Annotated in this window: 22 protein-coding genes and 3 pseudogenes; 5 read left to right on the top strand and 20 right to left on the bottom strand. The window is 71.4% G+C overall.

Translation table 11 applies throughout. The annotated features are described in order from the left end of the window. The first annotated feature begins 18 nt into the window (after window positions 1–18). Together AB852_RS08835 and AB852_RS08840 are read left to right on the top strand one after the other, a co-directional pair. A complete protein-coding gene (locus AB852_RS08835) occupies window positions 19–1,227 on the top strand; it encodes an acyl-CoA dehydrogenase family protein (protein ID WP_079184437.1) in 1,209 nt (402 codons plus the stop codon). Window positions 1,228–1,265: 38 nt separating this feature from the next. Then, window positions 1,266–1,523 (top strand): annotated as a pseudogene (locus AB852_RS08840) (IS110 family transposase); the annotation flags it as partial. Between the two features lie 53 nt (window positions 1,524–1,576). Here AB852_RS08840 and AB852_RS08845 read toward each other — a convergent pair. The 13 genes from AB852_RS08845 to AB852_RS08910 form a co-directional block, all read right to left on the bottom strand. Further along, window positions 1,577–1,831: an MFS transporter gene (locus tag AB852_RS08845; RefSeq protein ID WP_143201194.1), complete on the bottom strand. Its 255-nt coding sequence runs from the start codon at window positions 1,829–1,831 to the stop codon at window positions 1,577–1,579. Between the two features lie 265 nt (window positions 1,832–2,096). Continuing rightward, window positions 2,097–3,602 (bottom strand): condensation domain-containing protein, encoded by a 1,506-nt coding sequence (locus AB852_RS08850; RefSeq protein ID WP_073785818.1) that lies wholly within the window; start codon window positions 3,600–3,602, stop codon window positions 2,097–2,099. Then, complete coding sequence (locus AB852_RS08855) at window positions 3,595–5,931, bottom strand: M20/M25/M40 family metallo-hydrolase (protein ID WP_079184438.1); 2,337 nt, start codon at window positions 5,929–5,931, stop codon at window positions 3,595–3,597. The genes AB852_RS08850 and AB852_RS08855 overlap by 8 nt, the downstream gene beginning before the upstream one ends. Beyond that, window positions 5,928–7,733: a non-ribosomal peptide synthetase gene (locus tag AB852_RS08865; RefSeq protein ID WP_073785820.1), complete on the bottom strand. Its 1,806-nt coding sequence runs from the start codon at window positions 7,731–7,733 to the stop codon at window positions 5,928–5,930. The genes AB852_RS08855 and AB852_RS08865 overlap by 4 nt, the downstream gene beginning before the upstream one ends. Next, window positions 7,733–11,143: a non-ribosomal peptide synthetase gene (locus AB852_RS08870; protein ID WP_073785822.1), complete on the bottom strand. Its 3,411-nt coding sequence runs from the start codon at window positions 11,141–11,143 to the stop codon at window positions 7,733–7,735. Before AB852_RS08870 ends, AB852_RS08865 begins: the two co-directional genes overlap by 1 nt. Further along, the gene (locus AB852_RS40200; protein ID WP_079184440.1) at window positions 11,140–11,952 is read right to left on the bottom strand and encodes a class I SAM-dependent methyltransferase; all 813 of its coding nucleotides are present in this window, start codon (window positions 11,950–11,952) and stop codon (window positions 11,140–11,142) included. Before AB852_RS40200 ends, AB852_RS08870 begins: the two co-directional genes overlap by 4 nt. A gap of 15 nt (window positions 11,953–11,967) precedes the next feature. After that, window positions 11,968–13,038: an ornithine cyclodeaminase family protein gene (locus tag AB852_RS08880; protein ID WP_073785824.1), complete on the bottom strand. Its 1,071-nt coding sequence runs from the start codon at window positions 13,036–13,038 to the stop codon at window positions 11,968–11,970. Window positions 13,039–13,112: 74 nt separating this feature from the next. Then, window positions 13,113–14,405: an MFS transporter gene (locus tag AB852_RS08885; RefSeq protein WP_073785826.1), complete on the bottom strand. Its 1,293-nt coding sequence runs from the start codon at window positions 14,403–14,405 to the stop codon at window positions 13,113–13,115. Next, window positions 14,402–15,799, bottom strand: a complete 1,398-nt coding sequence (locus AB852_RS08890) for a pyridoxal-phosphate dependent enzyme (RefSeq protein WP_079184441.1) — start codon at window positions 15,797–15,799, stop codon at window positions 14,402–14,404. The genes AB852_RS08885 and AB852_RS08890 overlap by 4 nt, the downstream gene beginning before the upstream one ends. Before the next feature lie 376 nt (window positions 15,800–16,175). Beyond that, a complete protein-coding gene (locus AB852_RS39600) occupies window positions 16,176–16,523 on the bottom strand; it encodes a hypothetical protein (RefSeq protein ID WP_178390969.1) in 348 nt (115 codons plus the stop codon). Window positions 16,524–16,912: 389 nt separating this feature from the next. Continuing rightward, complete coding sequence (locus AB852_RS08900) at window positions 16,913–18,373, bottom strand: helix-turn-helix domain-containing protein (protein ID WP_245876691.1); 1,461 nt, start codon at window positions 18,371–18,373, stop codon at window positions 16,913–16,915. 137 nt (window positions 18,374–18,510) lie between these two features. Continuing rightward, window positions 18,511–19,311: an SAM-dependent methyltransferase gene (locus tag AB852_RS08905; protein ID WP_073785832.1), complete on the bottom strand. Its 801-nt coding sequence runs from the start codon at window positions 19,309–19,311 to the stop codon at window positions 18,511–18,513. A gap of 11 nt (window positions 19,312–19,322) precedes the next feature. Further along, window positions 19,323–20,171, bottom strand: coding sequence for a helix-turn-helix domain-containing protein (locus AB852_RS08910; protein WP_073785834.1), 849 nt, complete (start codon window positions 20,169–20,171; stop codon window positions 19,323–19,325). A 194-nt stretch (window positions 20,172–20,365) separates the two neighbouring features. On the opposite strand from AB852_RS08910, the gene AB852_RS08915 reads away from it, so the two are divergent. Both AB852_RS08915 and AB852_RS08920 read left to right on the top strand, forming a co-directional pair. Then, window positions 20,366–20,806, top strand: a complete 441-nt coding sequence (locus AB852_RS08915; RefSeq protein WP_073785837.1) for an ATP-binding protein — start codon at window positions 20,366–20,368, stop codon at window positions 20,804–20,806. A 29-nt stretch (window positions 20,807–20,835) separates the two neighbouring features. Next, entirely contained in the window at window positions 20,836–21,189 is a 354-nt protein-coding gene (locus AB852_RS08920) for a hypothetical protein (protein ID WP_073785839.1), read from the top strand. Here the strand turns inward: AB852_RS08920 and AB852_RS40595 are convergent. From AB852_RS40595 to AB852_RS08935, 3 genes and pseudogenes are all read right to left on the bottom strand, one after another. After that, window positions 21,184–21,434, bottom strand: a pseudogene (locus AB852_RS40595) (SRPBCC family protein); the annotation flags it as partial. The gene AB852_RS08920 and the pseudogene AB852_RS40595 sit on opposite strands and share 6 nt — an antisense overlap. Window positions 21,435–21,471: 37 nt before the next feature. Beyond that, complete coding sequence (locus tag AB852_RS08930) at window positions 21,472–22,194, bottom strand: hypothetical protein (protein WP_245876692.1); 723 nt, start codon at window positions 22,192–22,194, stop codon at window positions 21,472–21,474. A 312-nt stretch (window positions 22,195–22,506) separates the two neighbouring features. Further along, window positions 22,507–22,920 (bottom strand): hypothetical protein, encoded by a 414-nt coding sequence (locus AB852_RS08935; RefSeq protein WP_178390970.1) that lies wholly within the window; start codon window positions 22,918–22,920, stop codon window positions 22,507–22,509. A gap of 556 nt (window positions 22,921–23,476) precedes the next feature. On the opposite strand from AB852_RS08935, the gene AB852_RS08940 reads away from it, so the two are divergent. Next, complete coding sequence (locus AB852_RS08940) at window positions 23,477–24,214, top strand: dienelactone hydrolase family protein (protein ID WP_073785843.1); 738 nt, start codon at window positions 23,477–23,479, stop codon at window positions 24,212–24,214. A 244-nt stretch (window positions 24,215–24,458) separates the two neighbouring features. Here AB852_RS08940 and AB852_RS39605 read toward each other — a convergent pair whose 3' ends face one another. The 4 genes and pseudogenes from AB852_RS39605 to AB852_RS41610 form a co-directional block, all read right to left on the bottom strand. Further along, a complete protein-coding gene (locus AB852_RS39605; RefSeq protein WP_178390971.1) occupies window positions 24,459–24,599 on the bottom strand; it encodes a hypothetical protein in 141 nt (46 codons plus the stop codon). Window positions 24,600–24,667: 68 nt separating this feature from the next. Beyond that, a complete protein-coding gene (locus tag AB852_RS08945) occupies window positions 24,668–24,895 on the bottom strand; it encodes a hypothetical protein (RefSeq protein WP_073785845.1) in 228 nt (75 codons plus the stop codon). A gap of 246 nt (window positions 24,896–25,141) precedes the next feature. Then, the gene (locus AB852_RS40600) at window positions 25,142–25,549 is read right to left on the bottom strand and encodes a hypothetical protein (RefSeq protein WP_245876769.1); all 408 of its coding nucleotides are present in this window, start codon (window positions 25,547–25,549) and stop codon (window positions 25,142–25,144) included. Window positions 25,550–25,856: 307 nt separating this feature from the next. Then, window positions 25,857–25,916 (bottom strand): annotated as a pseudogene (locus tag AB852_RS41610) (hypothetical protein); the annotation flags it as partial. Between the last annotated feature and the right edge of the window lie 314 nt (window positions 25,917–26,230).

Raw genomic sequence — 26,230 nt, forward strand, 5'->3', positions numbered from 1 at the left:
CGAAAAGGTGCGAAATCCATGAACGACGACCGCGCAGAATCCGGGCCGACGCACTCCACCGGCCTCGCGGCCCACCTCGCGCTCGGCACGGCCAGTCACCGGACCGCGCAGTTCCGCGAACGCGTCCGCACACTCATCACCGACCGCATCGCCCCCCTGCTCCCCGCCGCCGAGCGCGACCGGACGTTCCCCCGGGCAGCGGTGACCGCCTGCGGCGCCGCCGGACTCTTCACCGAACGCTGGACCGGAGGCATCCACGGCGACCTCGGCCGCTCCGTGCTCCTGTCCGAAGAAATGGGACGGGCCGGACTCGGCGGCATCGGCGTCGGCATCGGCCTCCACCTGGAGGCAGCCGTCCCCCTGCTGCGCCGCTACGCCACCACCGACCACGCCAGAGCGCTCCTCGGTCAGGCCCTCGACGGCGACATCACCTGCTGCGTCGCTACTTCCGAACAGAACGTCGGCTCCGACCTGGCCGCCGTCGAAACCCGGCTCACCCCCAAAGGCAGCCAATGGCAGGTGCACGGCACCAAGTGGTACGTGTCACCCGGCGCCGCCGCCGACACCGCCCTCGTACTCTGCCGCCACACCGACGGCCCCGCCATCGTGATCGTTCCCCGCGACGGACTCCACACGGTGAAACGCTGGACCACCACCGGCATGCGCAGCCTGGAGACCGTCTGCCTGTCCGTCGACGCGACCGTCCCCGACGAAGCGGTCCTGGTACGCCCCGGCGCCGGACTGGCCGCCATGGGCCACGGCCTCCTCCACGAACGCCTCGCCCTGGCCGCCCAGACCCTCGGCGCCCTCGACCTCGCCATGACCCTGGCCATCACCCACCTGAAACGCAGAAGACAGTTCGGCACACCCCTCCACCGCCACCAGGCCCTGCGCCTGCGCGCAGCCGACCTCCACTCCCAGGTCCGCATCACCCGCCTCGGCCTGTACGCGGCCGCCACCGAATGGTCGGCCAACGGCCATGTGCCCCCAGCAGAGGCAGCCGCCCTCAAAGTGACCGCCGCACGGCTCGGCGAACAGGTCACCAGCGAATGCGTGCACCTCTTCGGAGGACGCGGATACACCGAGGACGCCACCCCCCTGGAACGCCTCTGGCGGGACCTCAAAGTCACCCGCCTCGGCGGCGGCAGCGACGAGATGATGTGGGAACTCGTCGCCGCCGGATTCCGCCCCGACCACGCCCTCTACGAACACTGGATCACCGACTGACCCCGCGCGGAACGCGGAACCCGGACGCCGCCGACCCCGACCAGCCTGCCTCCATCGGGGCCCTGCCGCTGGCGGTCGCCCGGGACGCGGGATGCCAGGTCGCCTACCTGCCCGGACTCACGATGCGACGGATCGCCGATCTTTACCCTGGCGAGGCGAAGACCGACGCCCGCGACGCGTTCATCATCGCGGATGCCGCCAGAGCGATGCCCCACACCCTGCGGACGATCGAGCCCGCGGACGGGACGGTTGCGGAGCTCGCGATGATCGCCGGGTTCGACCACGACCTCTTAGCTGTGGGCGATGCCTGTGCCTCCGGGTGGACGGCCGGGCCGTGTCCGCGGGGGCTTCACGCTGCCTCATCGCGGGCGTGCACACGGCTGGGCGGGGGGAAGCCGTCGCTCCGGGCGAGCACGGCCGTCAGCGCGGAGGCCGCCAGCAGGGCTGAGGCCACCCAGGGCAAGGCCTGTGCCCCGGCGCCGTCCAGGACGGCGCCGCCGAGCGGGGAGCCGCCAGCCATGCCGATGTTCCATCCGGTGACCCAGAGTGAGTTGGCCGTGTCGGGAGCGAACGGGGCCGCCTTCACCCCTGCGGTCTGCGTCAACGTCGGAATGCCGCCGTGCGTTACACCCCAGAACACCGCGCCTAGCACGACGGCCGCGGTGATGTGCGAGAGCCCGACGGCCATGCCCGCCAGCGGGGGTCGCCGGGCACCGGTTCGCCGTCAGTGGGGTCATCAGATCGCGTGTCCCCAGTTCGGTGGCAGCTGCCAAGCAGGCCCCGTACATGAAGCGCGGCAACCCGCGCGTCGGCCCGAGTTCCTCGCCGACCGGCCGGCCTCCATGGCACGGGCGCCTCGCGGGCGGCCTTCAGGGGTGGGACCGCGCCGAGGCGGCGACCCAGTCGTCCTGCTCCCACAGGACGACGTCGTCGGAGGTCCCGGCTCCCATTCCGACTTCGATGCCGCCTTCGGCTCCGGTTCCCCTCCTCGCGGCCCGGAGGATCTCGGCGACGGAGCAGCCCTGGTCCCGCACCGCCGTCGAGAGGACCCGGAAGAGGAAGACCAGGAATTCGGCGGCCTGAGCAGGGTTCATGAACGACGGCAGATGGGTGAGCCTGCCGGTGGTGGGGCCGCCGTCCGGCTCGACCATGTGCAGGGCCAGTCCGTCGTGCAGTGCCGGTGTGCGAAAACCCAGGAGACGGAACGCCAGATCCCCGGGTTCGGTCGGCTCGGCGTCGCACATCGAGCGAGGGTAGATCTGCATGCACACGGAGGGGGCGTGCGCGGCTTCCGGGTCATCCTGTGCCAGGGCCTCCTCGACCAGATACGACGGTGTGCTCGCGTGGTCGACCGCGTCGAGGAGCACGTCCTGGGCCTGCTCGACCAGTTCAGGGAAGGTCGCCGTGCGGTCGACCGGGACCCGCAGCAGGAGTCGGTCGCTGAACAGACCGACGAGCGGCTCGTGCTCCTCTTCCTCACGTCCCGCGTACGGCACGGAAACGACCGTCTCCGGGGTTCCCGTCAGATCGGCGAGCACTGCGGCCAGCGCCGCCAGCGTGATGGTGAACGTGGTCGAACGCAGCGAACTCGCCAGCTGCCGCATCCCCTTCCCCAGAGGATCGGGGAGACCGAAAGGCAGGGACAACGCCACGGTGCTCCGCGCCCCTTCGCCCGGACTCTCCCCGGACCCCTTCCCCGGCCCGGCGTCCGACGCCGGCACTCCGAACGCTCCGCCGAGACGGCGACGCCACCAGCCCAGATCACGGGTGTACCAGCCGGACCGCTCCCGCTCCGCGGACTCGGCCACAAAGGCCGCCCAGGCAGCTTCGAGCGCTTTCTGCGGATCTCCCGGATCGGTGGCCTCCCCGCGGGACAGTGCGCGGAAGTGGCTCTGGATGCCCCTGATCACCACGCCACAGCTCCAGCCGTCGGCCACGACATGGCTGATGGTGAGGAACAGCAGATGGCGCCTGGGTTCGAGGGTCACCAGGGTCACACGCATCGGCCAGTCCGTCGCCAGATCCACGGGCACCGCGCTGTCCGTCGCCCCGAAGCGGGTGCTGGCGTCCGCCTGCCGTTCGGTGGGCTGCCCGGTCAGATCGACGACCTTCACCGGGTACGAGTCCGGGGCCGCCCGGAGCGTCGCCACGGGTTCTCCGTCCGGGCCGGCCACGATGCGCGTCCGCAGCGGGGCGTGCTGGCGGACGACCCGCGCCAGAGCCCGGCCGAGCAGAAGCGGATCGATCTCGTCCGTCACCAGATAGGTCGGTGACATCTGGTCGACCGGGTTGTCCGAGGCGCATGCCGCGCGCCAGCGCCGTGCCTGCCCGCGGGTCAGTTCCGTCGGGATCGCGTCGTGCCCCTCGTCAGCCACCCGTGGCCCCCTCTCGGCCGCGGGTGGCCGATCCGCTTCCTCTCGGCACGCGCAGCTGAGCGAGAAGCTGGTACACGGTCTCGGTGCCGCGGCGCAGTTCCTCCACCTTGATGTACTCGTCCGTGCCGTGCATACGCCGCAAGGCGTCCCGGTCGACGGTGTACGGGTACATCCCGTACACCGGGATTCCCTTCTCACGGAAAGGGACAGCGCTGGTCACCGCTTCGAACTGTGCGGCGGTCGTGGCCACTTTGCCGTGGGTGACCGTCACGGCGCGCCGCCACATGCGGAAGATGTCCGTGTCGACCGTGGACGCCGGGACCGCGAGATATCCGGTGAACCGTTCCAACGCCTGCTGCTCCGTCTCGCCCGCGCGGGCCACGACGGACAGCACGGCGTGATCCGCGATGAGCTCACGTAGTCCGCGCACCACCGTGGCGGGGTCGTCCCCGCCGGGCAGGAAGCCGACGAGCATCCGCGCGGAGGCGCGGCCCGGGATGATGCTGGTGTAGTAGCCGGCGTCGGCGCCTACGAACGCGAGGGTGGTGCGCATCATGGCGTTGTGCAGTTCGGGGTGCCCGCTCGCTCTGATCGCGCGCTCACCGGCCTCGTTCCTGGCCGGTTGGGTGCGGGCGGAGAGCATGTCCCGGAGTGCGGCCGCGAACGCGCGGTCGCGAGTGGCGCGGCTCAACTCCTTGAAGTAGGTGCGGGACAGCGCGTTGGGGCGGATGGGGGCACGGAAGTCGCCGAGTAGTTCGAGCGCCCGACCGAGGCGGACCACCGCCTGGCCCTCGTTGGGCTTCGAGGTGTGGGTCGCGTAGGCCCGGGTCTCCACCTGGACGAGGATCGCGCGCCTGTCCGAGCAGGTCAGACTGGCGAGCATGGGGGTGGTCTCGTCCTTCTGGTTCAGGATCCAGCCGCCCTCGGTGAGGACGACCCCGGGTTCTACCTTGCCCGGGTACTTGTCCAGCAGCCAACGCACTCCGTGGGAGCCTTGCTCCTCGTCACAGTCGGACCAGAAGATCACCTCGCGGTCGAAGCGTGCTCCTTCCCTCAGATGTCGCACCAGGGCGGCTGCGAAGGCCGCGTTGGTTCCCTTCATGTCCAGCGCGCCCCGACCGTAGAGACGTCCGTCCTTCACCTCGCCCCCGAAGGGGTCCACCGTCCACGGGTCGCCGATCGCGGGCACCACGTCGGAGTGCCCGAGCAGAAGCAGGGGCTTCTTGTCCGTGGGGCCCGCGGCGGGGACTCGGGCGAAGAAGTGGACGTTTCCGGCCTTCGGGGTCTCAACCGTCTCCGTGCGGGCGCCGGCGTCCTCGAAGAGGTGCCGGAGCATCCGGGCGTGCGGCAGGGTGAGCGCGCCGTCGCCCGGATTGCCGGTGTCGTGACGGATCATCGCGGAGGCGAGAGCGACCGGGTCGACGGCGGCGGCGCTCGTGAACGTCGCCGGGCCCGTTCCGCTCCGGGCCGTCTGAAGCGGCGCGGTCACCGTCGCGTTCGGCGCGAGCGCCTCGGCAGGGGTGGCGGTCGCGCCGAACGCGACGGTGACCGCGCCGACGCCGACGCTCAGCAACGACCGCCGGGACGGTTCCCCGGCCGCGACCGGGGCCGGCACACAGGCCCGGATCACCGGCCCGGGGGCCGTGCGGTGGATGTCGTGACCGCCGTCCACGGTGTCTTCGGTCCACTGGATGTCTGTGTACCGTGCCCACTCACGGGCCGTCGTCTCGGAGACCCGCGGGTCGTGGGTGCCTCTGACCAGCCGGACCGGCACGGAGAGGCTCGGCGCGGCACGGCCGTCGTATCCCGCGCCGAGCCGGAGATCGGCGAGGATCGGGGCCAGGAGAAGTTCCTCGGCGGCCTCCGGCCCCTTGACCGGCTCCGGTGCCGTGAGGCCGGCTGCCGCCGCGTACGACCGCGCGTCCACCGCGGTGATCGACCGGGATCCACCGGTGCGGGCCGACGGCGGCCTGCCCGCCACCACGCACAGGAGCGCCACGTCCCGGCCGGCTTCCGCCAGGGCTCGACACGTCTCGTACGCGATGACGCCGCCCAGGCCGACTCCGACCAGGATCAGCCGTCGGTCCGAGCCGGCGAGTTCGGCGGCGATCATCTGCGCGTACTCGGCCATGTCGGTCACCGGCCGCTCGCCGAGGCGCGGGCCGCGGCCGGGCGGGTCCACGACCGCGAGGGCCGTTCCGGTCGGCATCCGCGACGCCCAGGAGTCGAACGACGTGCCGGACGCGCCGGTGGGCGGAACGCAGACGACGAGCGTGTGGGCGTCGTCAGGCCGGAGGGTGAAGCGCACCCACGCCGCTGTCGTGGTCATGCGCCGGCCTCCGCGTCGCCGTCACGGTCGCGGCACAGCTCGACGACCCCCGAGAAGGTGGGGGACCCGAGCAGTCGACGCAGGCTGATGCGCTTGCCGAACGCCGTCTCCAGCCGGTTCGCGAACCGGACGGCCAGCAGGGAGTGGCCGCCCGCGTCGAAGAAGTTGTCGTCCGGCGTGGCGGGGGCCGTTCCGAGCAAACGCTCCCAGAGGCCGAGGACGACGCTCTCTGTCTCGTCGGCCGGTGCGAACCGCTCGCGCGGCCCCTGGGCGGCATTCTCGGCGATCGTCCCGAGGACGACACGGTCCAGCTTGCCGTTGGTCCCCAAAGGCAGGTTCGGCAGCACGACGATCCGTGACGGGAGCATGTAGTCCGGCAGCCGATCCCGGAGGAAGGCTCGCAGAGCCGCCGGATCCGCTTCAGCCGCCTCCGTCACACAGGCGACCAGCCGGGGTTCCCCTTGTTCCTCGGTGACGAAGACACCCGCTTCGGCGACGGACGGATTCTTGCGCAGGGTGGCCTCGATCTCTTCGAGTTCGACACGATAGCCGCGAATTTTCACCTGGTTGTCGACCCGTCCGACGATCTCCAGATCGCCTCCGGCGGACAGCCGACCGCGATCTCCGGTGCGGTAGCGGCGCACGCCGTCGTCCCCTGTGGTGAACCTGTCGCCGCTGGCACGGACATAGCCCAGCGCCAGGGGCGTCCCCGCCACCCACACCTCGCCGACCACTCCCGGGGGCAGCAGCCGACCGTACCGGTCGTGCACGGTGAGGGACGCGCCTGCCACCGCCTTCCCGACGGGCACCCGGTCGGCGTCGGGGGCGAGCGCGGCGGTGTCGTACGCGGCGACGTTCGAGGCGGTCTCCGTCATCCCGTACAGGTTGAGCAGGGTGGTACCCGGGAACGTCGCGCGGAACCGGTGGACTGTGGCCGTCGGCAGGGCGTCCGCACCGCTGGTCACGAGCACCGGACGATGCGCGAGTCCGCCGCGGCGGTCCGCCTCGTCCAGCAGCCCGGTCACAAGGTGCGGAGTGAGGAACAGATGGGTGACCCGCTCGCGTTCGAAGGCGTCGGCGAAGAGGGCGGGGTCCAAGACCTCCTCCCTGGTCAGGAAGACGGACGGGACTCCCCGCAGGAGTCCGCCGAGCAGTTCCCAGGGGGAGGCGACCAGGGAGACGGACTTCTGGACGGCGAGTACGGCTCCGGGCTCGAAGGGGTGGTCACGCCACATCCACCGCAACCGGTTGAGGACCGCCCGGCAGCCGATGCGCACCCCTTTGGGGTCCCCGGTCGTGCCCGAGGTGTAGACGATGTGGAACACCGCCGAGGGATCGTCGTCGGCCGGGTCGCGAGGCGCGAGCACGGGCCCCCGCGTCGGCTCGGTCAGCCGTACCCGGGGCGCGTCCAGCGTCGGGAACTGGTCGAGCCCCGGTTCCGCGAGTACGCAGTCCGGAGCGGTCTCCTCGATCATCCTGCGCTGTCGGCGGGCCGGAATCGCCGGGTCGAGACCGAGATGGCCGGCACCGGTGCGCAGCACCGCGAGCACACCGGCGAGAGCGGCGGGCCCCCGATCGGCCGCGAGCGCGACGACGCCGCCGGGGCGCACACCGCGATCGGCGAGCTGTGCCGCGAGTCGGCCGCTCCACAGATCCAGTTGGCCGTAGGTCAGGACGCGCTCGCCGGTCCGCACCGCGATCGCGTCCGGGGTGGCGGCGGCCTGCGCGGCGAAGAGCGCCGCGAGTGACGCGGGGCCGTCGCCGATGCCGGCCTCATGCGGTGCGGTGACGTCGGACAGCATCAGAGGGTTCCTCCCGTGGTGAGGTTGGAGACGAGGTACCGGCTCTTCGCGTCCGGCAGCAGGTTCAACGCGCGGGTCGCAGTGCCGGGGGCCTGTACGAGGGCGCGCGCGGCGAGCAGCGTGCTCTCCAGCACGTTCCGGGCGACGTCCTCGTCCATCAGCTGCGGCTGATATGCGAACTGCAGGAGAAGCTCCCCCGGCCCGTGCGGCTGCACGTAGAGCGCGCAGTCGTACTTGGTGTAGCCGGTGTCGAGTTCGACGAATCGGAAGGTCACCCCGTCCGCGGTCGTGCCCGCCGCCGGGTAGGCGAGCATGTTGAGCATGGTCTGGAAAACGGGCGTGGCGGAGCCGCTGCGCGCGGTGGCCGGCAGATCGCGCAGGGTCCAGCCGAAGGGATGGTCGGACGCGGCGTATCCGTCGAGCACCACGTCCCGGACCCGTTCCGCGAAGGTGCCGATGGTCGTGCCGGGGTCCACCGCGATGCGCAGCGGGAGCATCGACAGCATGAAGGCGGGGACGTCGGCCTGCTCGGGACGGTCGCGGCTCGCCATCGGCGCGCCGATCATCACCTCGTCGGTGTCGCCGTAGTACGCGAGGGCCAGCGCGTAAGCGGCGAGGAGGTGACTGAACGAGGTCCCGCCGATGCGGCGCGCCGACTCCCGCACGGACGTCGTCAGATCCTCTGTCAGGACGGCCTCGACGATCCGACCCCGGTACGTCGGTCGCTTCGGCCTCGGCCGCTGCGCCACGTCGAGCACGGGCAGTTCGCCGGCGAGCTGTCGATGCCAGTACGCGCCGGCCTCGGCGACTTCCGGGGTGCGCAGGAGTTCCTCGTGCCAGTCGAGGTAGCGGTCGTAGTGCGCGGTTCGCTCCCGGTCGGCGGTGGCCGTGCGGTCCCGTGCCGATTGGTACAGCTCTGCGAGGCGACGGAACAGCACGGTGGCACCCCAGCCGTCGAGCAGGATCTCGTGCATGGTGACCAGAAGCCGGTGCTCCCGGTCCCCGAGGGAGAACAGGCGCAGTCGCAGGGGTGGTTCCGAGGTCAGGGCGAACGGCCGCGCGGCCTCGTCGGCGGCCTCCTCCCGGTGGCGCCGCAGGCGTTCCTCCGCTCCGTGTTCTCCGAGGTGCTCGACGGCGGGCAGCGGCACGCGCCAGTGCGGGTAGCTGTGGACGGGCCTGTCGTCCTGTTCCGCGAAACGCGCGAGCAGGACCGGATTCTCCTCCAGCAGCAGGTCCCAGGCGCGGGAGAGCCGGTCGTGATCGAGTGGGCCGTCCAGCACCAGGGATCCCTGGTAGCTGTAGTTCGGGCTGTCCGGGTCGAGACACCAGTGGAAGTAGACCCCTTCCTGTTGCGGCGTCAGCGGCCGGGTGCGCGGGACGTCGTCCGAGGCGCTCCCGGCGGAGGGGGCGGGGCGCCGCTCGGCCGGGGTCCCGACGGGGGCGGAGTCCGTGGCGAGGGCGGCGAGAGCGGCCGGGCTGCCGTCGCCCAGGACATCGCGCAGAGTAGCGGCGGTCCCGTCGACGCGCAGCCGGGCCAGCAGCCGCATGGCCAGGAGGGAGTCGCCGCCCAGCTCCAGGAACGTCTCGTCACGGCCGACCGCGCCCGTGCCCAGCAGTTCGGCGACGACGGCGGCGATGTGCCGTTCCGTCAGATCATGGGGGGCGTCGTAGGCCCGGGCGGCGGGTCGTTCCCTGCGGGGCGGCGGGGGAAGCGCGGCGTGGTCCGTCTTGCCGTTGCGAGTCAGCGGCAGGGCCGCCAGCTCCACGAAGACGGATGGCACCATGGCCTGGGGGAGCCGGTCGGATAGATGGGCGCGCAGCTCGTCGACGGGGAGGGGAGAGCGGTCCGACACCACGTGGCCGACGAGTCGGGGCGGCACCGCCGCGGCGGGTGCGAGTCCCGTCTCCCGGGCCACCAGCGCGGCGGACGGCTCCGGGGTGTGCACCGTCACCGCGCAGGCGGTCACGGCCGGATGAGCTCCGAGGACGGCTTCGATCTCCGCGAGCTCCATCCGGACGCCACCCAGCTTCACCTGGCGGTCGACGCGGCCCAGGTACTCCAACTCCCCGGACGGCAGGACGCGGACGGCATCCCCGGTCCGGTACACGCGGCCGTGCCCGGTGAACGGGTCCTGGTGGAAGGTCTCAGCGGTACGCAGCGGATCACCGAGGTAGCCGCGACCCACCGCGACCCCGCCGACGAACAGCTCCCCCGCCTCGCCTCGCGGGCACGACAGCCAGCTGTCGCCGTCTCCGCGCAGCACGTACAGCGTGACATTGCCGATAGGGCCGCCGATCGGAAGGTGGCGCACGTCCGGGGCGGGTGCCACAAGTCTCGCGTGCGTCACGTCGTCGGAGCATTCCGTGGGCCCGTACGCGTTCAGCAGTCCGACCGTCGGGAAGGCGGCGAGCCAGCGGCGAGCCAGCGCCGGCGGCAGCTCCTCACCGGTGGCGATCATCCAGCGGAGTCCGGCGAGGGTCTTCCATTCGGGCTGGGCCGGGCCGACGGATGCCGTACAGGTGTCCCGGGCGTCCAACAGGAATCGGATCAGCGTGGGCACGACCTCCAGGACGGTGGTGCCCCGGCGCACGACGGACGTCAGCAGCGCCGCGCCGTCCTGGGCCTCGTCGTCGGTGTAGATCTGCACGACGCCACCGGTCAGAAGCGGGGCGAGCATCTGCCAGACGGAGATGTCGAAACCGAGTGGAGCGGTCTGGGCCAGTCGGTCCTCCGCGCCCAGCCCGAGGTCATGGACCTTCGCCCACAGGTGGTTGAGCATGCCCTGGTGCTCGACCAGCGCGCCTTTGGGGCGGCCGGTGGAACCCGAGGTGTAGAGGACGTAGCGGATCTCGTCGGGGGCCGGGGGCAGGGGACGCCCCGTGGGGACGGCGGTTTCCGCGTCGAGGGTGAACCGCAGTGTGGGGCAGCCCGCCGCCTCGGCTCCCTTGACCAGCGACTTCCGGGCTTCGGGCCTGCCGGTGGTGATCAGGCAGCTCGCCGCGCTGTCGGCGAGGACGTCCTCGACGCGGGCGGACGGCCACCCGGCATCCACCGGGAGATAGACCGCGCCCAGGATTTCCAGGGCCAGGAAGGCGGTCACGACCTCGCTGCCGCGCTCGCCGCCGACGGCGACCACCTGGCCGGGGCCGACGCCCCGGGCGGCGAGTGCCGACGCGGCCCGCCGGGCCTCGTCCGCGAGTTCGCCGTAGCCGACGGTGCGTCCGGCTTCCTCCACGGCGGGTCGCCCCGGGGTCCGTTCCGCGTGGCGTTCGACGTGGGTGACCACCGCGTCGCGGAGGTCGTAGGGCTCGGTTCTGGACAGGGCGACCGCGCTCGCGGCCTTCCGGTGGGCCTCCGTGAGTGGAAGCGGCGGGAATACGGCGGGCACGAGCGAGGGGGTGTCACTCACCGTCGCTCCCTCTTCTCGGCGATCACCTGGAGGTATTCCACAGGTAGACCGGTCCCCCGGCTGTCGGTGGTGACGAAGCGCTCGGTCATCTCGACCAGCTCGGCGCGCAGTTCGTGCCATCGGCCCGGAGGGGAGATGGTGTTGCGGGCGGCGATGCACGGGCCGAAGCAGGATTCGAAGAAGGCGATCAGCCCCTCGGCGTCGAATGCGTACCACAGCGCGCGACGCTCCGTCGTGAGCTCGAACGAGTCCCCGAACAGCTCTCGTTGGTACTCCTCGTCACCCCAGAGCATGGGCTGTCCCTGGTTTCCCGTGGGCGAGGGAAAGTACGAGGACAGGATCTCCTGGAAGTGCGCCGTCCAACTGCGGCTGGTCCAGTTGCACATGCCGATACGCCCACCGGGACGGCAGACACGTGCCATCTCGCCCGCCGCGGCGGCGTGATGCGGGGCGAACTGCACACCGTAGGTCGAGGTCACGAGGTCGAACGAGTCGTCGCCGAAGGGAAGCTCCTCGGCATCGCCGCGGTGAAGGTCGATGTGGACGCCCGCCCGCTCGGCTCGTTCAAGGGCGTCCGGGAAGAACTCGTCGGTCAGATCGAGGCCCTGGACGAGTGAACCGCGACGCGCGGACAGAAGGGCCACGTTGCCGTTTCCGGTCGCCACGTCGAGGTGCAGCGTGCCGGGCTCCGGGGCGAGACGGTCGATCAGATCGACTGCTCCGGGCCTGAGGAGGTCGGCGACATGCCGGTACTCGCCGTACGACCACATGGTGCGGTTGACCTCACGGATGTCCTGATGCGTGGGCATGGTGTCTCTTCTCTCTCAGAGGCTGAGCAGGCTGCCGATGTCGCGGGCCTCGGCCTGGGCACGGACTCGGTCGGCGACGGCCACGTCCAGGATCGACATGCCGAACGGGTTGCTGACGATGACGTCGTTCTGGCCGCGCCGACCGGGATGGCGGCCGGCCACGATGTCGGCAAGTGAAGCGTCCACTCTCCGCGCGCCCGGCAGGGGAGTCACTCCGGGCCGCGGCAGGCCGTCGGGCCCGAGCAGGCTGCCCGCGCGGTGCATGCGGCCGAGGAGGCGTCGTGGGTCGTCGGACACCAGGCCCCAGTCGTCGACGACCACGAGATCGGCGCTCGACACCGCCTCCTGGGTGAGGTCGTCGAGAGAGACATGGGCGATCAGCGCGCCCGCTTTCAGCCAGTCGGGCTCGATGTAACCCTCCGTGACCGTGGTGACCGGAACAACCAGGTCGGCGTCGGCGACGCACTCCCGCGGTCCTGCGGCTGCCTTCAACGCCAGGCGCTCCCCGCCGGGCAGCCCGGCGACGAACGCCAGCAGGCTCTCCGCGCGGCCCGGTGTGATGTCGTACGCGATGACCTCGCCGAGCGTCGGCACACTCGCCAGCAGGAGCGTCGCGTGGGCCTGCGCCAACGTGCCACAGCCGATGAGCGCGAGGGTCCGGGGTATCTCGACGGCGAGGTGTCGCGCCGCGAGGGCGGTCACCGCCGCAGTGCGCATGGCGCTGATGTAGGCGGCCTCCATCAGGGCGACGGGCCGGGCCGTGTCCACGTCGAGCAGCAGCGTGAACCCTTGGGACCGGGGAATGCCCCGGTCGGGGTTGGCGACACTCGCATTGATCGTCTTCAGGCCGATCACCGGCCCGGACTCCTTGATGAGCGCGCCCGGCATGGCCAGGCATCGGGCGGCGGCGCCGCCCGATGTCGTCCAGCCCAGATACGCCTCTTCCGGGAGGACCGACCTGCCCTCGCTGTGCAGCACCAGCGCCTCGGCGACGGCGTCGACGATATCGATCCGCCGGGTCGCCTCAATGACGTCCGCACGGGTCAGATAGCGAAAGGAACTCTCGGGGTAGCGCTCGAAATCCACGGGCGGAGACCTCCTGAGGTCTGAGGGTGGGACTCGGAACTCGCGGGGAAGACAGACACGGGGAGAGACCGGGGTCAGGAAACGGGCCCGAGGACGGATGCCTTCGCGGGCAATCGTCGGACCAGGGCGAGGACGGGAACCGCCGAGCTGAGAAGGAAGATCCCGGCCAGGAGCACCCACCCCGCCGTGCCGAGGGCGAGCACCACGCCGGTCATCAGGAGCGGTCCGGCCACGCGGTTGGCCATGGTGCGCCCCAGGTTGAACAGGACCAGGTAGGCGCTGCGCGCGTGCTCCGGGGCGAGTTCGTAGGAAAGCGTCCACGAAGCGCCCACCTGGAGCACCTCGCCGAAGGTGAGGAGGACGATGGATCCCGCCATGACGGCGACGGCCGTGCTCGGTTCCACGCCCGGGGCCAGCGAGAAGCCCGCACACGAGACCGCGAGCAGCCCGCCGGCGACGCCGTAGGAGACCCAGGAGCGTCGGGGCGTTCGATAACAGGCGTTCAGTGGGTACTGCAAGGCGACACAGGCCACGGTGTTGACGGCGTAGAGAATCCCCACGTAGCGCTCGGGCACGTCCGTGCGCGTCACGAGCCAGAGCGGGAAGGCCACGTTCAGCATCGGCGTCCACAGCGACAGCACCGCGTTGTACAGAGTGAATCCCAGCAGCTTCCAGTCCTTGAGCAGCAGCCCGACCCGGGGCTGGGTTCGCTGGGCGCCCTCGTCGCCACGCACACAGAGAAGGAGCAGCGCCACGGCCGCGTACGCTGCCGCGCCGCCGATCATCAGCCAGTCGAAGGAGGCCCGGTCCCCCCGTCCGAGCGCCACACTGGCGATCAGCCCCCCCGCGCTGATCCCCAGATTGACGATCGTGCGCTGCATGGCCATGACCCGGCTGCGGAGGTTCCTCTCGACGCGCGCGCCGACATAGGCCTGGACGAGGGGAGCCGACGACTGTTCCGTCACGGCGATGACGATCGCCACACACAGGAAGCCGCGCCACCCGTCGACCCAGAGGTATGCGAGCGTCGCCACCGAGCGAATCAGATCGACGCCCACCAGCACCCTGCGCGGCCCGAAACGCTCGGCGAGACGGGCGACGGGCACTGCGGCGGGCATGGCGACCGCGCCCGCGATGGCCAGCCCCGCGCCCACCGAGGTGACGCTCAGCCCCACGATCCGCACGAAGTAGATGGTCGAGGCGGCCAGGAACAGACCGGTCCCGGTCCACTCTATGAACGCCACCAATTGCAGTGACGGCAGGTAGTCGCTCCACTTGGCCCGCTCCTCGTGAGTGCCGGCACCGTCGGCGTGCGTGCCGACGCTTTCGCGGTGCGTGCCGGGACTCTCGCCGTGCTTGCCGGTCATTTCCGCGCTGCCCCCCAGCCGAAGGCGACCCCGTCCGCGCGCAGACGATCGACAGCCTCGCTGACGTTCTCGTGAATACCCTGTTCCTTGATCCAGTCGTCGGAGTAGAAGGTGTCGAGATACTTGGCGCCGCCGTCGGCGGCGAGGCAGACGGGGAACCCGCCGGCGGCCTCCGTGGCGAGATCCGCCAGCAGCGCGCGGACGACACACCCCGTGGAGCCGCCGACAGTCACGTCGAGGTCCTCGCGCAGAATCCGGCAGACCGCGATGGCCTCGGCGTCGTCCACGTGCACCGCGTGGTCGTACGCGCCGTCCCGGAGGAACGCGGAGCGGCGGCTGGCTCCTATTCCGGGAATGAGTCGACGTCCGGCGCTGCCGCCGATGGCGACGGAACCCGTGACGTCGACGGCGACACAGCGGACATCGGGCCGGTGTTCACGCAGATGGGCAGCGATGCCGGCAAGGGTTCCCCCGGTCGACACCGGTGCGTACGCGGCGCTCAACTCCGGTCCCGCCTGGTCGGCGATCTCCGGTCCGGTGCTGTGCTCGTGCACCCGGGGGCTCGCCGGGTTCTCGTACTGGTTGGGCCAGCGGTACTCGGGGTGCTCGGCGAGGATGCGGCGCACCGTGTCGAGTCTCCGTAAAAGGTAGCCGCCCTGTCCGTCGGGCTCGTCCACGACGATGACGCGCGCGCCTCGCTCCAGGAGTTCCCGCCTGGTCGAGTGGGGGGTCTTCAGGTCCACGACAGCCAGAAATACGCAGTCTATGGAGGGGAGAATGTGTGCCATGGCGAGACCGAGGTTTCCCGAGGTAGATTCGACGACCACCGTGCCGGGTGCCAGGGGCGCTTGACGATGCAATTCCCGTAACAGGCCCACAGCCGTTCGGGCTTTGACCGATCCGGTGACCCCATGTTCTTCCATCTTGAGACCGAAGCGGGCCGTCCTGCCTCGCAGCGATAACGAGATCCGCCGTAGCGGGGTACGGCATAAGGCGTGGTCGAAGGCACGTTCAACCTGCAGCATGGACACCTTCCCATGGGTTCCGTCGCACGAATGTCCGCACCGCGAAGGGACCCAGCAGATCATGTATCGACATGTACTCGACTGCAAGCATGTTTCGAGCCACGCCATTCGTCGCGTATCGACGACATCCGCAGGAAATAACGGGTGCGGCCCGTGCCCGGGTTCGCGCGAGTCGGCGAAAAGACGCTGGCCGGGAAGTTGGCCGGTCCAAATTTCGTCCTGTGGCTCGAGTTCCGGAAGTGCAATCCGGGACAACTTGAACTCAGGCATACGGAAGAGCCGTGTGTAGCTGCGCATACAGGAGTTTCGCAAGGTGCACGAGTTGCTAAAGGTCCTTGCGGCGCCATGAGGCAGCCAGAAACGACGCATTCCTGTCCGCCCTCCCGAGCAGACCGTTGAATTCTGTCCTCCCGAGCTCGCCCAATCCAGACGCCTCTCTACCGCCTTCGGCGGGGGCTGACGTGAGGAACCTCCGGCTCACCTTGCCGACGCGTCCGCAGCGATCGCACTGAACGGGTCCTGTGCTCGAGCGCCACGCAGAACCGGAACAGGACACCGCCCGCATAACCTGCGCGCGGTGATTACCACCAGCTTGAACTCCCGGCCACCCGGTCAGCGGATTCCCCGACAGGGGTTTAACCGCTCTCAGGCACGGTGAACGACTTCTCGGTCCCGGCCACCGTCATATGGACGTCGGTCGTGTAGGCATTGCCCTTGACACCGTAGACGGACTGAATCTCCCGGCTCAGATAGCCCTGGTTCCCGGTGAACCGGAAGCAGACCTGTCCTGCCTGCCGCCAAGCGCCCACACCTCCAGCAGTCCCGGCGCACTGCCACAGGTGACGAGGGTGATGTTTCCGTCACCGCCCTTGAGCACGATGCCCTGCTCCTGAAGAATCCTGGCGGCCTCGGGATAGGCGAAGTTTTCCACCGCGTACGGCATCGAAGCGTCCGCCCCGCTCTGCGGAGAGCCCGGCTGATCCGCGAACGCAGAACCCGACAGCATGGCGGGGGTGTCCAGGCGCTGCGGCGGGCAGGCGGACCTGCTGCGGGTGGCCTTCACCGCCGTGAGACCGCGTCCGGCGGCGTCCAAGCAGACCGTCCACACCCGTGGCGTCACCCGCTCCCCGACCGCGGGAGGCTGCCCCGTGAACCGCCCCGTTTTCCGCCTCCACCGAAAGATCCGGAACCGAAGTGCCGACATCATCCGCCATCCCCCGCGCCCGCCGGGGCGATCGGCCACACCGTGCCGCGCCAAGATCCGGCACCGGGATCACGCCACCGCCCCACAACTGGTGGCCCCCCACGAGACGGGAGACGCCCGGGAGTCCGCCGCGCTGATCACGCCGCCCGGGCTGACTCGACTGGCGTGCGGGGTGTGGTCGGCGGGGCCGGTGTGTGCCGAACGAGGACCCTGAACGGCCTCGCTGCGTGCCGAGGCCGGCCATCCGCATCGCAGGCGGCGGTCCCGGTTCGGTCCGCTCATTTCTCCGGTGGCGGGGGTGTTCGCTCCGCAGGCGCGCCTCCTGTGAAGGTCCGGCCGCCGCGTCGTGGGAGCCCGCCGGGCCCGCTGTGCTCGTCGAGTGTCAGGCAGGCGAGGTGGAGTTCCGCGCGGGTGGCCGGTGAGGTCAGGTCGGCGGCGAGGCGTTCGGTGATCTCATCGAGCCAGCGGTTCAGGGTGGTGCGGTGAAGCCCGAGGGCGTCGGCTGCCGGAGCGGTGTGGCCGAGGTGCTGCAGCCAGACGCGGAGGGCGATCCGCAGGGGCGGAGCGTCCAGGGGCGCGAGGAGGGTGGTGGCCCATCGGTGCGCGGTCGGTTCGTCGGTCAGGGCGACGGGGAGCGGTGCACGGCTGCTGGGGTCGCGGGTGGGGGGCGGGTCCGCCGTGGCAGCGGCATCGGGGGTGGGAGTGGGGGTTCTGAGGGCGAGGAGGAGCTGGGCCTGGGTGGTGGCGGAGTCCAGGGGTGTGTGGAGGAGGTGGGCGGTGGTGCGCAGGCGGGTGCGGACGGTGGCGCGGGAGACGCCGAGGATGTGTGCGGTGGTGCCGATGGAGGCGGTGCGGAGCCAGATGTTCAGCAGGCGGCGGGCGGTCGTGTCGAGGGGGTGGAGCAGGGTGCGGGCCCAGGCGGTGAGCCGGTCAGGTGGGATGAGGCGTAGCAGGGCGCGGTCGCCGAGGCCGGTGACGGGGGCGAGGCGGTGGCCGGGGGTCGCGGCGGTTTGTGCTTGTCCGGCTTCGTCCCAGGCAGTGGTGATCATGTCGAGGGCGCAGGGGTCGGCGACGCCGCCGAGGAGGTGGTGGCGTTCGGCCGCGCGGGCGATGAGGCGCAGGACGCGGCCGTTGTCGGCGGCCGGATGGAGGGCGATGACGGTGAGTTCGCCGCCTTGGAGGGTGAGCAGGGTGTGTTCGCCGTTGTCCGGCGCGGTGGGCTGGAGGGCGCGGCGCAGAGCGTGGTGGGCGCGCTGGGGGTCGGGGCCGGTGAGGCGGTAGACGGTGGCGGTGGGGGCGAGGGTGCCGAGGATGGTGTGGGCGAGGGTCGTTTCTCCGCGCAGGAGGAGGCGGACGGCGGCGGTGTGGAGGCGGATCTCGGCGGGTCTGAGGTCCAGGGTGCGGCGGGCGCGGACGTCGAGGAGGCCGGTGGTGGCGGTGGCCACGAGGTCGGCGCGGCGGCTGGAGGTGTCGGTGCCGGGGCACAGGACCAGGGCGGCTCCGGCAACCGGGTGGACGGTGACGGGGGTGGTTTCCCCGGCGTCGGTGGCGGGTGGGGCGGCTGCGGCGCGGATCCCGTCCTCGGCGGCGTCGGGCGGGGTGCTGTAGATCGCGCCGGCGATGGGGTCGGCCAGCACGGCCCAGCCGTTGATGGTGTGGGCTGCTTCGGCGATGAGCCGGGCGCCGGAGCGGGCGGCCGCGGCGATGAGCCGCCGGATCACCACAGCGTCGCTGTCCATGACGACCAGCGTTGGGCAGGTGCTGCCGCGGCGCATCCGCAGGGGTGAACGGCCGGTCGCGGTGTCGGTGGTCGGCGCTGTGCGGTTCTCCGGCCGGGTGGGCAAGGGGGCGGGAGTGCGGGAAGGGGGTGGTGGTCCTAGGGGATGCGGGCGACGGCTCCCCAGCCGGCGCGGATGGCGGTGGTCCCGGTGGTGGCGTCCGGCCGCCAGTTCGGCCAGGACACCAGTCCCGGGGCGACCAGTTCCAGGCCCTGGAAGAAGCGCCCGATCTGCTGGGGCGTGCGGAGGATGTAGGGGATGGCGCCGGTCGCGTTGTAGGCGTCCTGGGCGGCCCGGTGCTCGGGGCCGTCGGCGTCGCAGTGGCTCAGGGCGAGGTAGCTGCCCGGCGGCAGCCGCCGTACGATCCGCTCGATCAGGTCGAGTGCCTCGTCGAAGTCTTCGATGTGGCCGAGGACATCCGCGCAGACCAGGGCGACGGGCCGGGACAGGTCCAGGGTGTCCGCCGCTCCGGCGAGCACGGTGTCGGTGTCGCGCATGTCCGCTTCGACGTAGGCGGTGGCCCCTTCGGGGGTACTGGTCAGCAGCGCGCCGACGTGAACGAGGACCTGCGGGTCGTGGTCGACGTAGACGATCCGGGCGTCCGGGGCGATCCGCTGGGCCACCTCGTGGGTGTTGTTGACCGTCGGGAGTCCGGATCCGAGGTCGAGGAACTGGCGGATGCCGGCCTCGGCGGCGAGGTAGGTGATCATGCGGCGCAGGAACGCCCGGGACTCCTGCGCCCACTGCCGGGCCTGGGGAAGGGCGGCTTCGTAGGCGAGGCCGGCAGCCTGATCCGCCGGGTAGTGGTCCTTCCCGCCGAGCCAGTAGTTCCACACGCGGGCGGAGTGGGCGACGGAGGTGTCGATGCGCGGGCGCTGGGCGGGCTGGTCGTCGGTCATCACGGTTCCTCTCACAAGGTGGTGGGGAGCGGCGTTTCGGGGCCGGGGGCGGCGGCGCACGCCTGGTCCAGCAGCATGCGGTAGGCGGTCACGGTGAGGGTGTCGTCCCAGATGCCGGGCGGGCCGACGGGGCTGTCCCGGACCACATGGTCGGGGATCTCCTCGACGTCGACCCGGTACAGGGTCAGGGCGCAGGCGCCGGTCAGCGGATGCGCCGGTCCGGCGAGCGGCGAGACCTGGATGGTGCGCAGCCCGCGCGGGGGCCCGGCCGCCGTGCGCAGGGCCTCGATCTGCTCCGCCATCACCGCCGGGGAGCCGACACGGGTGCGCAGCGCGGCCTCCGGCACCAGGGCCCAGATGCGGGCTTTGCGTGCCGCGATCCGGGCCTGCCGCTGCGCCAGGAACTCCGCGCGCCGCCACCGGGCCGGCTCCGGGGACCCGGGGAGCCGCACCCGGTCGAGGGCCTCGGCGTAGGCGGGGGTCCGCAGCAGTTCGGGAACCAGGGCGGGGTCCCAGACCCGGATGAGGCTGGCGGCCGTCTCCACGGCCATCGTCTGCTGCTGCCACTCGTCCATGACGTCGCGCCAGGGGTGCCACCACTGCGGTGCGTTCGCCTCCGCCAGCTGGGCGAGGAACTCGGCGGTCTCCGCCTCCCCCGCACCGTAGAACCGCAGCAGCGTGCCGACCTGCCCGGCGTCCAGCGACGTCTCCGCTCCCTCGATCCGCCGCACCGTCGCCGCGTGCGACCCGAGCTCCGCAGCGGCCTGCGCGGCGGACACGCCGGCTCCTTCCCGCCGCCACTTGAGACGGGTGGCCAGCACCGCGTGCAGTACGCCCGGCCCCGATCTCGGCCTCGGCATCCCGGCCTCCTCCCGGCGTGTCCGACACGGTGCGCACCCTGCCCATGGTGTACATCCTGTGCGTTGCACCTGTCGTGCGGTGCGTCACACAGTTGAGTGTGTCCGCAAATCCGGCGCGCCACCACGCCGCGCCCCGCCGGCCGCAGGCCGTCACGCCCGGACCGTCACCGCACCCAACCTGTGGAGCCACCTGTATGACCAGCCCCACCTCGTCCCGACCCGCCGGCATCCGGCACACCCGCATCCATCTCGACCGCTGCGCCCGCGCGTGCGGCGAGGCCCGCCGGTGGGCCAGGAACACTTTGCGTGACTGGCCGCCGCCTGACGGTTGCCCCCATGGGCGTGCGGACGAGGACATCGTCCTGGTCGTCTCCGAGCTGGTCACCAACGCGGTGACCCATGCCGTCGGCCCGATCCGGGCGGACCTGCACCGGCACCCGGACGGCTCCATCCGGGTGGCCGTCACCGACGGCGGCCCCGCCGCCTTCACGCACCGCCCCGCGGCCGGCCCTCTCGCCGAACACGGGCGCGGCCTGGCCATCGTCGCCGCCCTCGCCGCCCGTCACGGCCGCGACACCACCCCCGCCCGGCCCTTCCACGCCAGATCCTGGGCCGTCCTCACCCCCACCCGCTGACACCCCACCCCGCAAGGAGCACCCCACGGATGACCCACGACGCCGTCTCCCTCCCCCGCCAGCGCCGGCACACCGCACCCGATGTCCGCCCCGCGTTGACCGAGGTGACCGTCACCCAGACCCTGCGGCTCGCCGTGGCCGACACGGAACAGCTCCCCCGAGCAGGCCGCCAGACCGCCGCCCAGGACCCCGACACCGCCCGCGCCCAGGGCTGGCGCCCCGGGACACACCTCGACCCGGCCACGGCGCTGCGCCTCCTTCTCGCCGACCGGGACCCCTCCGACCTCGCCGACAACGCCCCCGAGTACGGCCTTCGCCTCACCAGCAGCATCACCCTCGCCACCGCTGCCACCGGCGCCACTCTCTACGAAGAGACGTCATAGCCGTGCCGGAGTCCAGGCGGTGCCGCGCCGGACGCCGGCCTCAAGGCCCTGGGCCCCGGTGAACTCCTTGAAGTCCTTCAGACCGCGCCTGGCCCGACGGCGGACGAACCCGAGCTTGTCACCGTCGGTGTAGGCGGCCTTCCCTGCGGGGCGTGGTCGAGCTGGAGCATCACGTTCGTACGCGTGTCGTCGAGCCGGTGGAACGTGACCACCCCCGCCTGACGGACCTCGCCCGCCACCGTGGTCGATGAGAAGGCCGATGGCGATGCCGGTCGCATCCGCTCAGCCGGCCGCAGTGTTCTGTGTCGCCTCGCGTGCCTCGGTGAGGGCTCGCTGCCTGATGCTGCCGAACAACTGCGTCGTGACGGAGGCCAGGACGTCATCCCTGCCGATGGTCCACCCGTCCCCCGTGCGAACGGACAGGGCCCGGAGGGGGTCCTTGAGGGACAGGGGCGGGGCCGGTTCGCCCGGCATCACCAGGGCGACCGTACCGAAACGTTTGACCCCGCCCCCGCGGACGACCATGGCCGCGTCCCGGGCGAGGTTCGTCAGGAACATGCTCGCGATCCCGTCCAGGTCGCGGACCATCGCCGGGACGGCTGTCACCCCTTGGCCCCGCAGCAGCTTCTTGACCCCGGCCTCGAACCTGTGGGCTCCGACAACAGCACTCGGCTTGCGCGACCTGCTGCGCCTACGAGAAGGCACGACGACACCCTCAGCGCCGTACAGGACACCGGTCAGGCCCCGGAACGTCGGGCTGTAGTGGTACCACTGGTCCCCCACATCGACCTCGACGTCCCGTTCGAGTGCCGAGACAAGGTCCCCGGGAATCAGCTTCTTCCGGGCCTGCTCTGCTCCCACTCTCCTCGCACCGTCGATGATCTGCGTCAGCACCGTACGCGTCACCGACGCGGCGGCCCACACGGCCGGCCGGGAGACGTGCATCAGGGTCACGTCCCTGAACACCGCTCTGACGAGAACGGGCTTGAACGGCGGGACACCCATGACCGAGGCAGCGTCAGGACCTATGCGCGCAGGACGTCCGGGCTGTGCGGTCACCGGAAGAAACGCTCCCTGCTGTCGGAGTTGTCACAAGCCCGCACTTCACCACACAGACCCGCCCTCGTCCCCCATCATCCCCTGGCCAAGGGCCTGACGGGCAATCGAGCCCACCCGGCGGGAGTTCCTGGACCCGCTGGAAACGGGCGGGCGGGATGCGGACCCGGTCGCGGCGGCCGTACGCTCCTTCGCCGCGCTCCAGGCCGCAGTGGTGGGCTCGTCCCGGAGATCGACGCGGTCAGGCGAAGCGGAGCGCTCCTACGGGCTCTCGGGGCTGGCGTCCTCGGCTCGCGCGGTGGCCGCCGGTTCCAGCAGGGACCAGCCGTCGATCTCCACCGCTCCCCGCTCCTCCGGCTGCCACCCACCGGCCAACGCCGCGTCGAGCAGAGCCCGGACGGCACCGGGCTCGTGCAGGTTCAGGCCCGCACCCCGGACGAAGCCCACGTCACCGGAGCCCAAAGGGGCGCCGCCCGGGACGTACCGGCCGGGACCGGAAGCAAAGACGATACGCAGCGGCCCTCCGGTACCGGCCGGCTGCGGGGACAGGGTCAGGGTGTGGCGGCAGTCCACCGACCGGCCCCCGGCATCCATGTGGTGGGAGTGGCGCATCGACCACATGTACACGCGCCCGTTGGCAACCAGCCGACGGGGCTTCTTCAAAGGGCGGGGCACGGAGCCGAAGGTACGCGATCTGCATCCACGGGGCACCCCTGCCCCTGGCAATGACCAAGCATCGATGAGACGAACAGGACAGGGCGGTCGCCCAGGGTCTACGTCCCTGACGGACCGTACGAGCCGCACGAGTTGGCCGCCGAAAGCTCAGAAGCAAGGTCCTGTTTCGACACCATCGCCAGCGGCCACCGGCTCCCGTAGGCGTCGTCGTAGCTGCGGGACTCCGAGTGTCCGCCGTCGAGTGTGTCGTCGCCGGGGCCGCCCCGCAGGATGTCATCGCCGTCAGCCTCCGCCGCCCCGGGACTTCAGGCAACGGCGGGGCGGCGGGCGGATGCATGCTTCACGGGTTTGCCGCGGTACGACGCCGGAAGCCTGCCGCGAAGGTCAGCCTCCAACGCCGCGGCCTGGGCAGGTGATCCGACAGCGCCGCCGTGGGAACGGGGTTTTTTGACCGCTTTCGTTAGCCCGCGCCATATGTCGGAGAGATGCCCGCGGTGTTCTGCCGGTGGCAGAACACCGGCCGGACCGGGCTCGACGATCACTACAGTCCGGTCCCATGACGACGATCACGACGCGTACGGTCGAGTACCCGGCGGACGGTCTGACGATGATCGGGCACCTCGCGCTCCCGGCCGGTGCCGACCGTCGGCCCGCGGTGCTGCTCGGACCGGAGGGCACGGGACTCAGCGACGTCGAACGCCGCCGGGCCGACGCTCTCGCCGAACTGGGATACGTGACATTGGCCTTCGACCTGCACGGGGGGCGCTATCTGGGGGACCCCGAGGAGATGCTGGCCCGTTGCCTGCCGCTGCTCGCCGATCCCGGCCGGATGCGGGGCATCGGCCATGCGGCCCTCGACGTGTTGCGCGCCGAACCGCGGACCGACCCCGACCGGATCGCCGCCGTCGGCTACGGCACCGGGGGCGCCGTTGGGCTGGAACTCGGGCGCGACGGCGTCAGCCTGCGCGCGATCGGGACAGTCAACGCGACCACCACGGGCCGACCGGGTGAGGCGGCGCGCATCAGCTGCCCGGTGTGGGCCGGGGTCGGGTCGGAGGACCCGATCATGCCGCCCGCGCAACGGGACGCGTTCACCGCCGAGATGCAGGCCGCGGGCGTCGACTGGCGCCTCACGGTCTACGGCGGCGCCTTGCACGCCTTCCACCACCCGCCGGTCGACCACCCCGTGGTCCCCGGCGTCGGCTACCACCCACAGCACGCGCGGCGAGCCTGGCGCGACGTGCTCGACCTGCTCGCCGAGTGCCTGCCCGTGACGGAGGATCTCGGGCCCTGACGCAGGTGAGCAGGCCGGCGCCGGGCACTGACAGTCCCCTCCCCGCAAGTCCGCACAGCAGAACCGCATCCGGGCACAGGACAGGGCAGACGCACCCCTGGCCAACGAACAGGCTTCCTTCGTTCGCATCGCTTCACGGCCCCATCGCCGCGCCCGGACATCGGCGGACAGACCACCCTGGCTGTGCCGACGCGCCCTGGAGGGGGAACGCCGTGCCCGGGAGCCGCCGGGAGGCCCCGGGGTCTCACGGCTCGATACCGGCGGTCCTCCACACCGTGGCCGGCTGCGTGTACGCGGCGCCAGCGTCGAAGCCCGGGGTGCCCAGGACGAAGGCCGCGGTGGGGTCCCGGCCGGCCAGGATGTCGAGGGTCAGGACCACCAGCACCCTTTCGAGGCCGGCGATGAAGGCCGCGGCGGCCAGGGAGGGCGAGAAGCATCGACCGAAGCTCTCGATCAGCTCCGACCCCGACGGTCCCTCGCCCGCCGCAGGACCTCCAGGACCTTCCACAGGGCGTCCAGCTCGAAGGCCGGAACGGTCAGCAGGCGGACCGCGGGTCTCCCGGCCTCCGGAGCGAGGACCTCGCCCCTGATGCGCCCGATCACGCACCCGGCGATGCGGTAGGTGAGACCGGTCAGGACGTACCGGTCCGCGTCGTCCCTGTCCTCAGCGACCTCGGCCACTCTACCGAGAAGACGGAAGGTGTCCTCAAGGCAGGCGGCGGCCCCCGATCCAGGCCGGATCGCCGGGCATGACGCACACCCGGCCGGGCCCCTGCCGCTTCGTCATTGCAGCAGCATGCCCTCCTCACAGCAGGTACATACCGGGCACGCGCACCCGCCGTCACCTCAGGGGACGCGGTCCGTGTCACCTCCTGAACCCGATGCTCCGAGACCGGCCCCAGGGGCCGGCATGCCGCCGGGGCAGAGTCAGCAGCCGGGGCCGTCCGGCGCAGACGACGTCAGGGCGAGCGCAGCAGTCCGTATCCCGGCCTCCCACGTCCGCCGGTCGAGCCCCAGCGTGTACCCGATGCAGCAGCCGCATCGCGGAATCAGGGAGACGAACGCCCGTTCCTCAACGGTTTCGGCTTCCGTCTCCCACCAGTCGCCCGTCGCCAGGTCGGCGGGAGCGATGTCCCCGTCGACCGGTCTCGCGGCCAGCCTGCGCAGCGCGTGGCGCCGTGCCACGCCCCGCTCAGGCAACTCGATTCCGGTCTCGGAGAGTGCTTGGTCGAACGCGTCGCGGATATCGCGGGTATCCGCGCTGCGGGGCAGCCCGGCGAGCTCGCACAGCGTGGGGGTGTCCAGCCCGGCAGCGAGTGCCTCGGCAGCGGTCATCGGCCGCGCACCCGGGCAGCATCGAGGTCGCCGTCCACGACCCCGGCCCGCGGATGCCCTCGCGGACCACTGCCTCCAGCGCGGAATGGCCGTCCGGCTCGGCAGCGAGCTGTTTGACGCTCCAGCACCGGCGGTCGGTGTGCACGGTGAACGACCGGCCCTTCGGCGGCACCCTGAGGGTCGCGGGCACGTTCAGCGGCGAACGATCAGCCGCTCTCTCGGGTGAGGGTGGCCCTACAGGCCAGCCGAGTGCCTCGAAGACCCCGGCGCCCCGCCACTGCCGAAACCGGTTGTGCACGGTGGACCAGGCACCGAACCGGTCCGGCACCTCCCGCCACTGCGCTCCCGAGCGGAACTTCCAGATCACGCCCTCGCACTGTGGTCCCGCAGCCGCCCGGGATACGGACCGTACTCACCCACCGGCAAATACCGCTCGACGAACCCCCACTCCTCGTCGGTCAGTTGCGCACGCGTCATGTGTGCTGGCCTACCAGACCCACCCTCGGAACAAGGCCGGATCCGGCAGACTGATCACGGCTCAATACAGGCCCTGAGGTGTTGGCGCGCCGGCTGAACGGTTACGGCTGCTGCTACTGGATCACCTGGTCCGGCTGTCCGACCCGGCACCTCCCTGGCCGGCCGTCCGCTACCGCCAGAGCGCGCCGGTCCCGCCTCCGTCTT

Source organism: Streptomyces uncialis, assembly GCF_001905345.1.
Classification (GTDB): Bacteria; Actinomycetota; Actinomycetes; order Streptomycetales; family Streptomycetaceae; genus Streptomyces; species Streptomyces uncialis.

Coding starts and splice junctions, on each gene's coding strand:
- AB852_RS08835 (WP_079184437.1), top strand. CDS start 19: ATGAACGACGACCGCGCAGAATCCGGGCCGACGCACTCCACCGGCCTC.
- AB852_RS08855 (WP_079184438.1), bottom strand. CDS start 5,931: ATGACCACGACAGCGGCGTGGGTGCGCTTCACCCTCCGGCCTGACGAC.
- AB852_RS08865 (WP_073785820.1), bottom strand. CDS start 7,733: ATGCTGTCCGACGTCACCGCACCGCATGAGGCCGGCATCGGCGACGGC.
- AB852_RS40200 (WP_079184440.1), bottom strand. CDS start 11,952: ATGCCCACGCATCAGGACATCCGTGAGGTCAACCGCACCATGTGGTCG.
- AB852_RS08885 (WP_073785826.1), bottom strand. CDS start 14,405: ATGACCGGCAAGCACGGCGAGAGTCCCGGCACGCACCGCGAAAGCGTC.
- AB852_RS08890 (WP_079184441.1), bottom strand. CDS start 15,799: ATGCGTCGTTTCTGGCTGCCTCATGGCGCCGCAAGGACCTTTAGCAAC.
- AB852_RS08900 (WP_245876691.1), bottom strand. CDS start 18,373: ATGGACAGCGACGCTGTGGTGATCCGGCGGCTCATCGCCGCGGCCGCC.
- AB852_RS08905 (WP_073785832.1), bottom strand. CDS start 19,311: ATGACCGACGACCAGCCCGCCCAGCGCCCGCGCATCGACACCTCCGTC.
- AB852_RS08910 (WP_073785834.1), bottom strand. CDS start 20,171: ATGCCGAGGCCGAGATCGGGGCCGGGCGTACTGCACGCGGTGCTGGCC.
- AB852_RS08915 (WP_073785837.1), top strand. CDS start 20,366: ATGACCAGCCCCACCTCGTCCCGACCCGCCGGCATCCGGCACACCCGC.
- AB852_RS08920 (WP_073785839.1), top strand. CDS start 20,836: ATGACCCACGACGCCGTCTCCCTCCCCCGCCAGCGCCGGCACACCGCA.
- AB852_RS08930 (WP_245876692.1), bottom strand. CDS start 22,194: ATGGGTGTCCCGCCGTTCAAGCCCGTTCTCGTCAGAGCGGTGTTCAGG.
- AB852_RS08940 (WP_073785843.1), top strand. CDS start 23,477: ATGACGACGATCACGACGCGTACGGTCGAGTACCCGGCGGACGGTCTG.
- AB852_RS40600 (WP_245876769.1), bottom strand. CDS start 25,549: ATGACCGCTGCCGAGGCACTCGCTGCCGGGCTGGACACCCCCACGCTG.